10 protein-coding genes and 3 pseudogenes are annotated in these 13,889 nt (G+C 41.9%); 11 read left to right on the forward strand and 2 right to left on the reverse strand.

All coding sequences use genetic code 11. The annotated features are described in order from the left end of the window. Positions 1-141: 141 nt before the first annotated feature. From ACTU3N_RS01620 to ACTU3N_RS01650, 7 genes are all read left to right on the forward strand, one after another. Positions 142-684, forward strand: a complete 543-nt coding sequence (locus ACTU3N_RS01620; protein WP_443084401.1) for a fimbrial protein — start codon at positions 142-144, stop codon at positions 682-684. Positions 685-756: 72 nt separating this feature from the next. Continuing rightward, entirely contained in the window at positions 757-1,287 is a 531-nt protein-coding gene (locus ACTU3N_RS01625; RefSeq protein WP_443084402.1) for a hypothetical protein, read from the forward strand. A 79-nt stretch (positions 1,288-1,366) separates the two neighbouring features. Next, positions 1,367-3,865: a fimbria/pilus outer membrane usher protein gene (locus tag ACTU3N_RS01630; protein WP_443084403.1), complete on the forward strand. Its 2,499-nt coding sequence runs from the start codon at positions 1,367-1,369 to the stop codon at positions 3,863-3,865. A gap of 60 nt (positions 3,866-3,925) precedes the next feature. Further along, positions 3,926-4,669, forward strand: coding sequence for a fimbrial biogenesis chaperone (locus ACTU3N_RS01635; protein WP_443084404.1), 744 nt, complete (start codon positions 3,926-3,928; stop codon positions 4,667-4,669). Positions 4,670-4,726: 57 nt separating this feature from the next. Next, positions 4,727-5,278 (forward strand): fimbrial protein, encoded by a 552-nt coding sequence (locus ACTU3N_RS01640; RefSeq protein ID WP_443084405.1) that lies wholly within the window; start codon positions 4,727-4,729, stop codon positions 5,276-5,278. A gap of 87 nt (positions 5,279-5,365) precedes the next feature. Further along, a complete protein-coding gene (locus ACTU3N_RS01645) occupies positions 5,366-5,914 on the forward strand; it encodes a fimbrial protein (RefSeq protein WP_443084406.1) in 549 nt (182 codons plus the stop codon). 74 nt (positions 5,915-5,988) lie between these two features. Then, positions 5,989-6,870 (forward strand): hypothetical protein, encoded by an 882-nt coding sequence (locus ACTU3N_RS01650; protein ID WP_443084407.1) that lies wholly within the window; start codon positions 5,989-5,991, stop codon positions 6,868-6,870. A 544-nt stretch (positions 6,871-7,414) separates the two neighbouring features. On the opposite strand, the gene ACTU3N_RS01655 is transcribed toward ACTU3N_RS01650, so the two are convergent. Beyond that, positions 7,415-9,451 (reverse strand): trypsin-like serine peptidase, encoded by a 2,037-nt coding sequence (locus ACTU3N_RS01655; RefSeq protein ID WP_443084408.1) that lies wholly within the window; start codon positions 9,449-9,451, stop codon positions 7,415-7,417. 623 nt (positions 9,452-10,074) lie between these two features. Here ACTU3N_RS01655 and ACTU3N_RS01660 point away from each other — a divergent pair. The 3 genes and pseudogenes from ACTU3N_RS01660 to ACTU3N_RS01670 form a co-directional block, all read left to right on the forward strand. Next, positions 10,075-10,272 (forward strand): annotated as a pseudogene (locus ACTU3N_RS01660) (IS3 family transposase); the annotation flags it as partial. 1 nt (position 10,273) lies between these two features. Beyond that, positions 10,274-10,438 (forward strand): annotated as a pseudogene (locus ACTU3N_RS01665) (IS3 family transposase); the annotation flags it as partial. A gap of 871 nt (positions 10,439-11,309) precedes the next feature. Beyond that, on the forward strand, positions 11,310-12,239 hold the full coding sequence (locus tag ACTU3N_RS01670) for an omptin family outer membrane protease (RefSeq protein WP_443084409.1): 930 nt from the start codon (positions 11,310-11,312) through the stop codon (positions 12,237-12,239). Between the two features lie 132 nt (positions 12,240-12,371). Here the strand turns inward: ACTU3N_RS01670 and ACTU3N_RS01675 are convergent, their stop codons facing one another. Further along, positions 12,372-12,587 (reverse strand): DUF535 family protein, encoded by a 216-nt coding sequence (locus ACTU3N_RS01675; RefSeq protein WP_443084410.1) that lies wholly within the window; start codon positions 12,585-12,587, stop codon positions 12,372-12,374. Between the two features lie 993 nt (positions 12,588-13,580). On the opposite strand from ACTU3N_RS01675, the pseudogene ACTU3N_RS01680 reads away from it, so the two are divergent. After that, a pseudogene (locus ACTU3N_RS01680) lies at positions 13,581-13,762 on the forward strand (IS66 family transposase); the annotation flags it as partial. Between the last annotated feature and the right edge of the window lie 127 nt (positions 13,763-13,889).

The raw sequence follows: 13,889 nt of genomic DNA on the forward strand, positions 1-13,889 counted from the left end.
AGAATTTCAGTATAGCGGGAAACAGAAGCATCTGGTCCCGGTACTATTCCGCGCTGTCTTTCTGCGCATATGTTTGTGAATAAATAATTTCTATTTCTGGCCACTATTGAGCCAGTATCTTTGATGTAATCATAGGAGTAAATGATGTTTAAGTTTGGTAAAAAAATGGGTTCTTGCATGAATAAAAGCGCTATCGCACTGGCTGTTGCGCTATCTGCTGTTGCGGTAAATGCAACTGCCGGAGAAGGAACCGTTCACTTTCAGGGTAAAGTGATCGAAGCACCGTGCGGTATCACGCAAGAAACAGCCAATCAAACTATCGACTTTGGTCTGATTTCTAAATCCCATCTCGCCAGCGGTGGTACTTCTGATGCTCGCCCGGTGCTGATCAATCTGGTTAACTGCGATGTAACCAATGTTAAAAAAGGCGTTGCTGTTAATTTCACGGGTAGTACTGTTACCGGTACAGCTAATGAGTTAGAAACAGCCGGTCCTGCTAACACTGCTATAGTCATCAATGGTTATGGTAAAGACATTAATTACAATAATCCTACTGAGCTTATCAATATCACGAAAGGCGATAACACGCTGCGTTTCACTTCCTGGGTTAAACAGGCTACTGGTAAGCAAGTCGCAGAAGGTGATTTCAAGGCGACTGCTAATTTTAGCATGACTTATGAATAATAGTAATTAGATACCTACCAGCAAATATGCAGGGTCTGTTTGACCCTGCATTTATAGCGGAAGAACGTGGTTATGAAATGGCGAAATATGCTTTCCGGCATTATCGTATATTTTCTGTTTCTCTGTGTTATCACCCCATCACATGCTGCGTCAGGGGGGGCGAATCTTTCCAATCCTGACACGCAAAGTGGGAGTGCCTTATTTACTGGAACAGTTATTCTGGCGAGCTACCGCCTGGCAATGAATGACCCCGCTCAATTAGTTACGTTTAAACGTGAGGCCCGGCGGTTAAAAAACAAAGTTCAGTTGACGCTTGCGGATAGCAATATGCAAACAGTATCTTCGCCACTCTATGCTGCACGTCAGATACACCTCATTTTCGATGGTGTAAGAGGAACACGCACTAATAAATTTCAGGGCGATGAATTACAAATAAAAGATCAACAGGGTAATGTTTTGCAACCAGGGAGTGAGATCACTCCTGTCAGGTTGAATAATGATGCCAATGTATTGAATTATGAATTTAATTTAGTGCCGCAAAGAGTGCGTGGCAAGAATTATAATTACTCTTCGGTTGTACGCTTTAATGTATATTATGAGTAACAGGTAATTTATTGTTATTAACTAAGACAAGTTAGTCCCGCCCCGGGGATGACGGGTTTGTTGCTGCTGGTAATGAGTAATGAAAATCAATTCTCCTTTGAAACGCTATTATATTGCGTTGACATTAATAGTTGTTAATTGTTTTAATACTGTTTTTGCTGTTGATTTTAATACCGATGTGCTGGATACGGCTGATAAAGAGAATCTGGATTTGGCTCGTTTTTCTCAACCAGGTTATATCATGCCAGGCCAGTATCAGTTACAGGTGTTAGTGAATGGCGAAAACATTTATTCGTCTGATTTTCAGATCGATTTTATTGAAAATTCAGCAGCGAAAAAAAATCCACAGACGCGGGTTTGCCTGACGAAAGATATTGTTAACCTGATAGGCTTAACCACTGCGTCCCGGGAAAAAATCACCTGGTGGGATTCTGGCCGATGCGCAGATTTCAGCAAGCTTGCCGGTGTGACGTTGCAACCAACGCTGTCCGAAGGACAATTAAATATCACCATCCCACAGGCATGGCTTGAATATTCTGATGCAACATGGCTTCCTCCTTCTCGCTGGGACCAGGGCATTGCCGGTTTTTTATTTGACTATAATGTCAACGGTATTGTGAATAAACCCGTTAAAGGCCAGCAATCGCAAAATGTTAGCTATAACGGTACTGCAGGCTTTAATTTTGATGCCTGGCGTCTGCGGGGTGATTATCAGGGGAGCATGGGACATAACGCCGCGACTAAGTTTGACTGGAGCCGTTTTTATCTGTATCGCGCAATAGCACGCTGGCAATCCAATTTAACTCTGGGCCAAAATTATATCAGTTCAGATATTTTTAATTCCTGGCGGTACACCGGCGTCAGTCTGGAAAGTGACGATCGAATGTTACCCCCCAAACTACGTGGTTACGCCCCCCAGGTTTCCGGGGTTGCTGATACAAATGCGCGGGTAGTTATCTCACAGCAGGGGCGTATCCTGTATGATTCTACGGTGCCAGCAGGGCCTTTTGTGATCCGCGATCTTGATAGTTCAGTGCGTGGCAGGCTGGATGTAGAAATCATTGAACAAAACGGGCAGAAGAAAAAATTCCAGATTGATACGGCATATGTGCCTTATCTGACCAGACCTGGTCGTGTCCGTTATAAGGTGGCGAGTGGGCGTGCAGGTATTCACAACACTGCTTCTGGAGGGCCTTTGTTTACCGCTGGTGAAATATCATGGGGGGTAAATAACAACTGGTCACTATATGGTGGTGGGATATTCAGCGGTGACTATAACAGTGTCGCACTGGGTGTAGGGCGTGATCTTAATGAGTTCGGTACACTTTCTGCTGATGTGACTCAGTCTGTGGCCAGTCTTCCCAACAATACAAAGCGTGGTAAATCCTGGCGCCTGAGTTATTCCAAATTTTTTGACGAAGCTGATGCAGATATTACTTTTGCTGGTTATCGCTTTTCTGAGCGTAGCTATATGACGATGGATAAATATCTGAATGCTCGATATAACGGCGATTATAGTGGTAGAGAAAAAGAACAATATACCATCAGCCTGAATAAACAACTGGCGAGCTGGGATACATCTATAGGGTTGCAATACAACCACCAGACGTACTGGGATCGAAATGCGACAGAAAGTTATACGTTATCCCTGAACCGTTATGTTGATGTCGGAGAAATTAAAAATATTTCTCTCGGGTTAACGGTTTCGCGGTATCTGCGTGCCAATAATGTATCTGGGAATAAGAACTCATATGATGATTCTGTTTTCCTGCGTTTATCACTGCCGATGGGAAGCGCTTCCGTAAATTCCAGTTCAAGTTTGAGTGATAAACGTTTCAATCAGACCGTAGGATACAGCGATACCCTGAATGATGGCCTGGACAGTTACTCCATTAATGCCGGGGTAAATGCCGGAGGCGGTGAAAGAACGCAGGGGGTAGTAAATGGCTTCTATAGCCACGGTAATTCAGTGTCTACTCTGTCGGCAAATTTTGCTGCCGTCCAGAATGGATACACCTCCTTTGGTGCCAGTGCATCAGGGGGGCTGACGGTAACAGCAAAAGGAGCGGCGTTACATGGTGGTAGCGCTAATGGTGGCACTCGTCTGCTGGTTGATACAGATGGTGTGGGTGGTGTGCCGGTTGATGGTGGCCGAACTATCACAAATCGTTGGGGGATAGGCGTGATAACGAATGTAAGTAGTTATTACCGCAACACCACCTCTATTGATGTTAACAAGTTGCCCGATGATGTCGAAGCCATCAAAGCTGTTTCGGAATCAATGCTCACTGAAGGGGCTATTGGGTATCGTAAATTTGAAGTGTTGAAGGGGACCCGGCTTTTCGCTGTGTTGCGTCTTGCTGATAATAGTTACCCTCCGTTTGGTGCCAGCGTAACGGATGCAAAAGGGCGTGAACTGGGTATGGTGGGCGACGATGGTCTGGTCTGGCTGAGTGGTATTAAACCTGGTGAAACGGTGAGAGTGGGATGGAATGGCCGAAAACAATGTACGGCAAAAATTCCAGGTACCCTTAAATCACAACAGCAGTTGTTATTGCCATGCAATAACAAAAATTAATCAGGAACCAATTAGCCTGGTTCGCTTGTTATTACCTTTAATTTTAATGAATGTGAATCTATGTTAAAGCGTGTTAGCAAAAAATTTCCTGTTAGTGCACTAATTCTCGGCACAATAATACCTTCTGCCCAGGCTGCGATATCTCTGGATCGCACGCGAGCAATTTTTGATGGTGCAGGAAAATCAATGTCGCTTTTTATCACTAACGATAATAAGCAATTACCTTATCTGGCTCAGGCATGGCTGGAGAATGAACGTCAGGAAAAAATCACGACCGGGCCACTGGTTGTAACGCCACCGGTTCAACGACTGGAACCTGACAAAAAAAGTCAGGTTCGTATAACGGCGACCCCTGATATCAATAAATTACCGCAAGATCGTGAATCGCTGTTTTACTTTAACTTGCGGGAAATCCCGCCTAAAAGCGATAAGCCTAACGTTTTGCAAATTGCATTGCAGACAAAAATAAAATTATTTTATCGGCCTAAGGCAATTGAAGCTAAACCGAATGCAGTCTGGCAGGATAAACTGATATTATATAAGGTTGCTGACGGTTTTCGAATTGAGAATCCCACGCCCTATTACATAACAGTTATCGGGCTTGGTGGGAGTGAGAAAGAGGCTAAAGAAGGTAAGTTTACCACGGTTATGCTTGCTCCTAAATCAGAACAGACAATTAAGACCGAAAAATATAGCGCACCATATCTGAGTTATATCAATGATTATGGCGGAAGACCAATATTGCGATTTACCTGTAATGCTACCCGCTGTGAAGTAACCGGAAAACAGGAGAAACAGCAATAGGATTGTATATTATTAGCGCAAAAATTTCCGAATCATCTGCAAAAGAGTTTATTAATAATGAAACGGTATATTGCTGTGTGGCTGTCTGCATTATTTGGGCTGAGTACACCTTTGGTTACTGAGGCTGTACAGGTTAATTTTAATGGGGAATTAGTCAATCTCCCCTGTCAACTGGCACCAGAAAGTACCAAACTGGAAGTGTTATTTCTGGACAGACCTGTAAAAGATTTTCAGTCTGCTCCGGCTCGTAGCCCGGAACAAGATTTTAGAGTCCGGTTGGTTGAGTGCGATGTAAACTCTGTGCAAAAAACGGTGAAATTAAAATTTACAGGTGAAAAAGAAACAGCCATGACCGGGCAGGCAGACTATTTCCTGAAAGTATCTGGTGTCAATCGGGGAAAACTGGCAATTGGGTTACTTGATACAACAGGGCAACCCATGAAACTCGGGGAGGCACATAATAATAATCAGGGGACGTCCATTACAGGAAATATAATGACCTTTGACTTCAAAGCATTTGTTCAGGCCACACCTGAAGCTATTGCACACCGGGCTGTGCAGCCCGGAGAATATCAGGCTATTGCCGAAATTGAATTAGCTTATGAATAATAAGTGCATGGTGTTCATTATCACGGCATCCGGTATACAGCAGGAAATAAAAATAAGGTTTTTGCGGATATGAGAAGAGTTAGACGAGTGAGTAATGTACATACCATTGGTAATATTATCAGGGTTGTTTTATTATTTACATTATTTTTGAATCAATCCTTTGCCGGGCAAATTAAAGTTAATATTACAGGTTCTATTTATATTCCGCCTTGTAAAGTCAATAATGATTCGCCAATTGATATGTCATTTGGCAAAATTTCCCTTACTCAGGTTGATGGACAACATTTTGCGTTAACTAAAACGGTGAACGTTATGTGTGTTTATCATGAAGGGACTCCGTATATCAAAGTTGAGGGTGGGGTACTGCAGGGGGCTGCGGACAATATTCTTGTAACACAAGGGGTTAATGCCGGTAAATTGGGCATTGCTCTTTATCAGGGAGAAGGGATTGATCCTGCTCACCCACTAAGAATAGGGGCAGGTGAAAATGGTGCAGGATATAAGATCAATAAGGGCTTTAGTGATCATGGTATGGTCAATGGGAGCTTTGTATTTACAGCAGTGCCATATAAAAAGGCTGAGTTAACAGCAGGTCATTTTAGCGCATCGGCCACAATGAGCATTGCTTATCAATAGATAGTTTTCGTGAGGTAATGGTGAAAATAAAATTATCATGTACGCTTTTATTACTTTTAGCTTCATGGAAAAGTATGGCCGGGCAATGTTTTAATTCAACGAACGAAGTTAATGTAGGAAGTATTACCATTGAAACAGTGGATGGGAAATGGACTGGGTCACGTTTCGGTTCACTACCAGTGGGAGCGTCCATTCGTTGTCATAAAGCAAGGCCTAACCAGCATGGCCGTAATATACATATCATACCGGATTCAAATAGATTTTTAAATTTCTGTTCTTCAGGTAACGTGCTGGTTAATGGATCGCTGGGTCTGTGGGATGCAACAAAAAATTACGACATCCGGATTTTCGGTCCAGAAAGGAACGGGAAGGTTTATGTATTAAAATCAGGTACTTATAGGTTATTTGCTTGTAATAGTTTTTTAAATATACCACCTGGGAAACATAAAGTACCACTAATGAAATTTGGATGGGGTAGGAAGGGTATCAAGCATTCAATGAATTACTATCTTGACGTGAATGTCATAAACAAAAATACAACGCCACAACTTTCACCAGTTAGCTGCGCTATAAATAACAATAAAAATATGACTATTTCATTTGGTCAATTACAGGCTAACTCAGGGATACATAATCAAAGTTATGATGTACAAGTCAGTTGCACGAAGTCAGCCAGTTTATCGTACAACCTTTTTCAGGCTACCGCACAGAATCCAAATTTACCCCTGGAGGTAAAAACTGATCAATATCTGCCTGTTGGACTGGGTGTGGTTAACGGAACATTGTGGGTATCTCATGCAAATAATTCTAATCCTGAAAAACTTTCCGGGAAAATATCATATCCACAAACGCAAAAATTACGGATTAACTCCAGAGTCAATACAGATATCAGTCGTATTGCCTCAGGTGGTGGGGCAATAAATGGTAGTGCAATCCTCGAAATCCGCATTGATTAACCACGGCAAACCACCTCTACTGGAGGTGGTGAGCGATTACGTTGGGCTTTATCCATAGAATGCTAATGCAGGTAACCACCTGTAGCAATATTTAGCATGGACATGCATTTTTTTACGCACATTATCGCTGCCAGTATCAATCTAAATACAATGATCTGTTCCCAGGATTAAACATAACGGCCGGTTAGTCATATCGGTTTGTTTACCTTCAAATTCTTCGGCAGTCCTGCACCAACTTAAGTGATAGCTACTGTCTGGAGATTCAGGGGCCAGTCTGATGAGTTAAAAATATTAAATACATACAAAATATTGTGATTATTTATTTTCGCGGAGCTTCGTATATTTCTGATATTATTTATTAGAAATATTTATTCGATACTAAAACAATGAGCGAACTAAAAAGTCTGAGTCCAGCACAGAACCGAACTCAGACTTTGTTTTTTGCAACTAAAATTATGGCCCTCCAGAAAGACATCACCTGGCAACAGGAGGAGTGTATGCAATAATAAACAACAATACCCAAAGTAGTTATTCCGGACTATTTCTATTTTGTAATATCAATATGAACAAGCAATGATGCGATAAGAGTGTTGTCCCGTTTGGCTTCAATAGGAAGTATACCCGTATAAATGCCTTCGGGTAATTGTTCGTTATCCTCAGCCTCATAACGTAGCATCATTGCAGCAGGTTTTGTACCACTACAACTGGATGTGGAGTTCATAGGACGAAGGGGAGCTGATTTACATGAAATTTTCCTGTTTCCACGCAGAGTCATGACATAAACTTGATCATCGATATTGTTTTTCACTTGTACCTTCATCAGCGTATCTGGATCACCCGTACCGCTTTGAGTTGTCCCTTTAGGACCCTGCCCCTCATAATAGGCAATAAAGCCCAGGTTAGATGTGTGCTTAAATTCCTGGGTGACCAATGGTTCCTTTTCAGTAAGTGTGTATTCGTTTACTTCTTCTACATTTTCAAACGGAGAAACAAAGGGTTCATAATGGTTGTAGGTGAATGGGAAAATCAGATTTTCGATACGTTCCCCTTGGGCATTAGCAGTCTGAAGAGTTACCCATCCCTTCATGGTTTTTAAATCAGGATTGTCTGAATTGTCAAACGAGGTATTAAGATAGCGTGTACCCTGAATCGTGCATTTTTCAGCATCAGTCAAATTAGTTACTCCACAGGGCGTTGTTACACTAAAGTTAATATTAATATCTTTGATATCACCGCCAGAGACACGACCTTTTCCTTTAAAAATACTTTTATTTCCTTCATCTCTAAGTCTGTCGCTATAAAGGGGAGTAATTTTTAAAGGTTCCTCACCGGTAAGCGTATATGGAGACAGGGGGATAAAGGGTACGCCGTTAATACTCTTGCTACGTAGTTTTCCTTCACCTATTGTTGCGGTATCTGCAACATTTGAATCGGGTAACAAGCTTTTAATTTTACTGTAAAGATAAGGACTTGAGATTCCTTCATTATAATTGGAAGTACCGCTAAAATGTAATGCAACAACTTGATTATTGTTCTGATTAAGTACAGGAGAACCTGATGAGCCACTTTGTGTATCACAGTTATATGTCTCTATATTACTGATGTTATCAGCACGGAGATTACAAGCTTTACCATCATCTCTTGTGTCTGCCATCTTTTTAGGATTCCCCCTCGGATGCTGTGGAATATAAACAGGTGTATTTTTAGCAGCGCGCTTGGGTTGTAATGTTAATGTACCGAAAATTTGTCTTATACCTGCTTCCTCATATGCCAGTTCATCAACTTTATAGACTGCGTAGTCATTATAATCGGCCTGAGATGTTCCTCCCGCCAAAACTACACTTTCGGATTGAATCTTCAGAGAGGTTATGCTGCCCGTATCGTCGCAGTTAGGTTTCTCATAGTTATATTTTAAAGTGTGGTTTTTATTCCCAACACCGCCTGCGACATGTATATTAGTCACCACATAAGGACCTCCTGAAATATTCCAGCCTGTTCCAAGGCCGTTAGTGGTAATGTGAGAAACAGCATGGCTTCTGGCAAAGAATTCCGGCTCTGTTTCCTTAAAACAGGCAACCGGATACATTTGACTGGTACCCTGAATAGCTCTGGATTGATTTTCTTCCAGATAATTATACTGCCCGATAACTACCTTACCTGTAGTTTCTGATGTATCCGGAGAGACTAAAGAAATTATTAATACCCCACTGGGAGACACATCTGTCGTAATTTGTGCACCACTGCCATCATAAAGAGAGCTATCATTGTAAATGTCATACAGTTCCCCTGATGGATCGGTGACTTCAAGCCATGAACCTTGTGGTAACACAACATTATTTAATGTTACCGATATTGGTTCACTATTTGGAGAGCTGACCTGTGCGCTTCTGGTATCCCCTACTTGAGGCTGGGATAATAGATCAATGTTCACATCAACTGATTTGTATTCTTCGTCATAAATATTATTATAGGACTCCTCATAATTACTGGTTGGCAGTTGTCGTATAGTGCTTTCTGCTAAGGCAGGGTGCACAGTCATGGTTGCCAGACTCAGTATACTTATTTTGAATATCCGATTCATATTATTCTCCTGATTATATATTGAACGCGTGGGTTTTATCATTAATGAAACGAAAAAATCACGAATATCATGGGGGACAGTTTAAATAGAGCTGGATAAGAAAGTTTTGTTCACTGTTAAAAATGGGAAGTATTGGGAGGCTTTTTATTTCGTGCTTTTTAAAAATTACCAGAAAAAACAGGATGCTTTTAATGCCTGACATAGAAAAACATCAGACAAAATCAGAAGCATTATTTTATAAATTATATGACGGCAAATACGTTGATAACATGATTTATGATGTTATCATTATTGTGATGTAATAGATTATTCATTAATTATAGATTTGATGAATATGGTAACTATGATCAGTTGAGACAGAATAAAAAAGTGCTGTACGCAGGGAAAACAGTATCACCACAGACTGGCCAGTTATGCAGGAGTGACAGGAATACTAATGGTGTTCATACGTTAATGATACCTGAGGAGTGGTGCATCAGTACTGCGAAGCATAAACTAATCACACCAGTTTGTGGGGCAGATTGCAACTATTTTTTATTGGTTATTTTTTCGGAAGTATATTTTACCGATTTATAAAGAATATATTTTATACAACCACGCCATTAGTGGGCACATAACTCGAGCGTTTTGCCTGTATGCTGTTTGTCGTCAGCGAAAGTTGCTATCGCTATCAGTCTCAACTGAATGCAGAAATGACCTCATTGCCGAGTGGCTGCTCCGCATCACTGACAGTCAGCGCAGCTGAAGATTTGGCCTGTGTTATTTATACCTGCGCCACGTCAAAGGATTCCGGTTCAACAAATAAGAAGGTGTACCGAATTTGCCGAGGAACTGCCGACGTACAACATCAAAACCATTGCAGCCAGTATGCGTCGGCAGGCCTTCGGGCAAAAGCCAGCCGGAAGTTCAGCCTGGTCAGTTACCGTGAATACGGCCTGACAGGTATCGGAGAACCTGATGAAGCAGAAGTGGCCGATAACATCACCTATCTTCGCACGGAAGTCGCTGAACAGAGAGAGCCAGCAGGCGATAAAGAAACATCAAGTGTTCCTGACAAACGCCTCAATACGGAAAATCATTTATCTCGTGATGAGCCGCTTTATGATTTAGTTCGGCGACCGTCTGAGTGTTCACCTCTAATTCTGTGGCAGTTACACAGAATTATTTGCAGGCTCACATAATGTGATGACTTTTTTATTATGTTTGTATTGTCTTATTTTTTTTGATGATGATTGCATTATGTTCACTCATCAATATACTTGTATCTGTAACCCGCTTACGGTTGTGTTGAATTTGACTACATGTAATTAAATCCTGCTATCTACTACCTAGTTAGTAACACCACATACGGTTTTGTATGTGGTGTTTTTTTTATTTCCGACTCTGATGCAAAAATCATTTTGTATATGATGCCTGCGTTTGTTGAAACATAATGCAATGTTAAATTACATTGAGGTTCCGTATTTTTTACTTTCAATGGTTGAACCGAATCCCGCTTTATATTATTCTCTTTTATAGCGGTAATGACTTCCTGGTTCATTTTTGACATTACTGTTGATTTTGGTGACATGGTGTTCCTTTTTACACCTTATAGTTCTGCTTCAAGCAGAACTATAAGGTGTTTTTTTGTTATCCTGCCTGTATTAGTTCATTGCTTTCATTTGTTATATTGTTGATGACAATGTTTGAATATTAAGAATTAATCCTATTTTAATCAGTAAAATGTTAATCATTCATATCTATTGGCTATGATAATAACTGTTATTACGGAAATAATTATTTTATGCATTATTTCCATGTTTTTTATGCATATGCATGCAATGGAAACTCATTCATAGATGCATTGATGAGGGATTATATGCTTAGCAAGAAATTTATAGCACCAGGGTTGGTTATGATTTTTTCTGCGCCAGGATATGCCGGAGATAATCTTTTCACCCCTGAAAAAATATCGGCGTCCCTGTCAACTGGCCTGCTTGGTGGACAGGCAAAAGAAAGAGTATATGATTCAGAATATACAGGGCGGAAGATAAGCCAGCTTAACTGGAAATACAATAATGCAGCAATAATCAAAGCCGATATTCTATGGGACGTCTCTCCCTGGGCTTCTTTAGGTGCATCCGGATGGACCACCATAGCAAGTAAAGGTGGGTACATGGAAGATTATGACTGGATGGATGACAGCCAGAGCCACTGGACTGATAAAAGCTATCATCCTGATACAAAATTAAATTATGCCAACAATTTCGATTTCAATCTAACAGGCTGGCTTTTGAATGAACAAACTTATCGTTTCGGAGCAACGGCTGGTTATCAAAAAACATCATTCAGTTGGAGCAGTCACGGTGGCTATTACAATTATGATAATGGTGCTACTGTTGGTGAGTCCGCACCTGGAGAACGCGGGATTGGCTATAAGCAAAGCTTAGAACAACCATACATTGGTCTTGTTGCTGCATACTGGCAAGGTAAGTGGGAGTTTCGTGGAGCATTTAAATACAGTCTGTGGGGAAAGGCTAAAGATAATGATGAGCATTATTCAAGAAATACTACCTTCAGAGACAGTGTACGTAATCAGAAATACCACGGATTATCAGCATTAATCGGTTACCGTATAACCGAAACCACAAAAATATCACTTATGGCAGAGTGGAACAAAGTAGCGAATAAAAAGGGAAAAACGACCATGTATGATCGCGAAGATGATGTAACAGAACATTATTCAAATGCAGCAGGCATTGCTAATAATTTCTACACGGTTACTGTCGGAGCGACCTACTATTTTTAATAATTAATATTTGTTGTTTTTTTCAGGGAGCAATAAAACGGTCAGCTCCCTTTTTTTAATTTATTGAATAGATCCGCAAGAGCGGCCACAGAGAGCATGTTTAATCATTTTTTCCCAGATAACAGGATTGCTTCAACGACTTTGATATTTATTGTTGAGGCGTTTGTGCGTTTGGGCACGCTGAGAGTCAGGATTCATCTGCGCCTGTGGCTGCGAATGCACGGCATCAAGAAGAGCGTTGCGTCGGCGATACTCCTCTCTCTTGCGAACTGGAATGTCTTCAGCCATTTTACGTGGCAGCTGCACCGGAAGACGGTAAAACCCGTTACCAACATACACTCCTCCCACTGCTATCCAGCACCAAATTTCCCCTGCTTCCAGAGAACATACCGAGCATGCTGGATCACATGATTTTCCTCACTAACGGCAAGATGGTGTCCAACGGACACAAACCGGCCAATACTGACACAACGCAGAACACCCGGCGCAGAAAAAGCCCATGGCATATCCACGTGGCCTGACGGATAATATCCGCCCCTCCTTCCGTGGTCCTGCATCCCTCCAATAAATAGCGTATAGCGTCCCTGCCAGCGAATAAATGAAAACGATATCCGAATATAAAACCAGCATCAGCTCGCCTTCCCGGTCAAAACCACAGGGCATACAGGTGACATACTGCTGTTCACCATCACACCCTTCAACCCGGATCCGGGGAACCTCCTGATGAATTTGCAGATACGCTCTGGCTGTATCTGGCAACGCCTGAATGATTCAGTACAGCCCAGGCACGATTGCTACGGTGCAGATAAGGACGGTGAGTGGCAATAGAGGATTGGCTTTCAGTACCCTCCGGATCGGTACGTCATTGCGCAGTCCTATGACCAGAAAGATATGGGCATGCAGGTCAAACACTTCCACAACAGGAAAACCGGAACCAGTTATCCAGTCAGCTGCCATCAAAGCGCTTTTACCGGGCAAAATACCGCCACGATAAAAGAACTCTACATTTGCGGTGCTGAGGGTTTTCCGACCGGGTTTAGCCAGCGTTTGACCTGATTTTCGGAACCTGGCACTTATCAGAAAACAGACCAATTTTCCTTCTTTACTATCTCTGCTGAATTTTAGTTTTACGCTCCTCCAAATAGAAGATGTGTCGCTATTTATCAGGCAATTACAGATTTTTCTATATCCTGCCCGGTGCATAATGAAAATCTTTAGCCGGATGCGTCAAAGACTGCTCTGTCTGATTCAGGCTGCCAGAATCTGGCTGACACGGGAGGTCAGGTGACTCACCATCGAAGATGAAGTTCTCCGCTCCGGCAACAGTGTTGCCGACACTAACAACAGAAAACACTCTCAAGGCACTCAGAACTGGCGAAGGCGTTCACGTATGTACTGAACCAGTGGACGGCGCTGACCTACTTTGCGGATGATGAGACGAATAACAACCTCGCCAGGAATGCCCTCTGGCTGATTAGTCTGAGCAGGAAGACGGGTTGTTTTTCGTTTCAAATCACGGAGGGGTGAATCGCCACGGGTTTAACAGACACCTCAGAGTCATTTAAAATGGCTTAATGAGAGGTGCACATGAGCAGTAAGCGTTATCCTGAAGAGTTTAAAATTGAAGCTGTCAAACAGGTTGTTGATCGT

It is taken from the genome of Vagococcus sp. WN89Y, assembly GCF_052220145.1.
Taxonomy (GTDB): Bacteria; Pseudomonadota; Gammaproteobacteria; order Enterobacterales; family Enterobacteriaceae; genus Kosakonia.

Coding starts and splice junctions, on each gene's coding strand:
- ACTU3N_RS01620 (WP_443084401.1), top strand. CDS start 142: ATGATGTTTAAGTTTGGTAAAAAAATGGGTTCTTGCATGAATAAAAGC.
- ACTU3N_RS01625 (WP_443084402.1), top strand. CDS start 757: ATGAAATGGCGAAATATGCTTTCCGGCATTATCGTATATTTTCTGTTT.
- ACTU3N_RS01630 (WP_443084403.1), top strand. CDS start 1,367: ATGAAAATCAATTCTCCTTTGAAACGCTATTATATTGCGTTGACATTA.
- ACTU3N_RS01635 (WP_443084404.1), top strand. CDS start 3,926: ATGTTAAAGCGTGTTAGCAAAAAATTTCCTGTTAGTGCACTAATTCTC.
- ACTU3N_RS01640 (WP_443084405.1), top strand. CDS start 4,727: ATGAAACGGTATATTGCTGTGTGGCTGTCTGCATTATTTGGGCTGAGT.
- ACTU3N_RS01650 (WP_443084407.1), top strand. CDS start 5,989: ATGGCCGGGCAATGTTTTAATTCAACGAACGAAGTTAATGTAGGAAGT.
- ACTU3N_RS01655 (WP_443084408.1), bottom strand. CDS start 9,451: ATGAATCGGATATTCAAAATAAGTATACTGAGTCTGGCAACCATGACT.
- ACTU3N_RS01670 (WP_443084409.1), top strand. CDS start 11,310: ATGCTTAGCAAGAAATTTATAGCACCAGGGTTGGTTATGATTTTTTCT.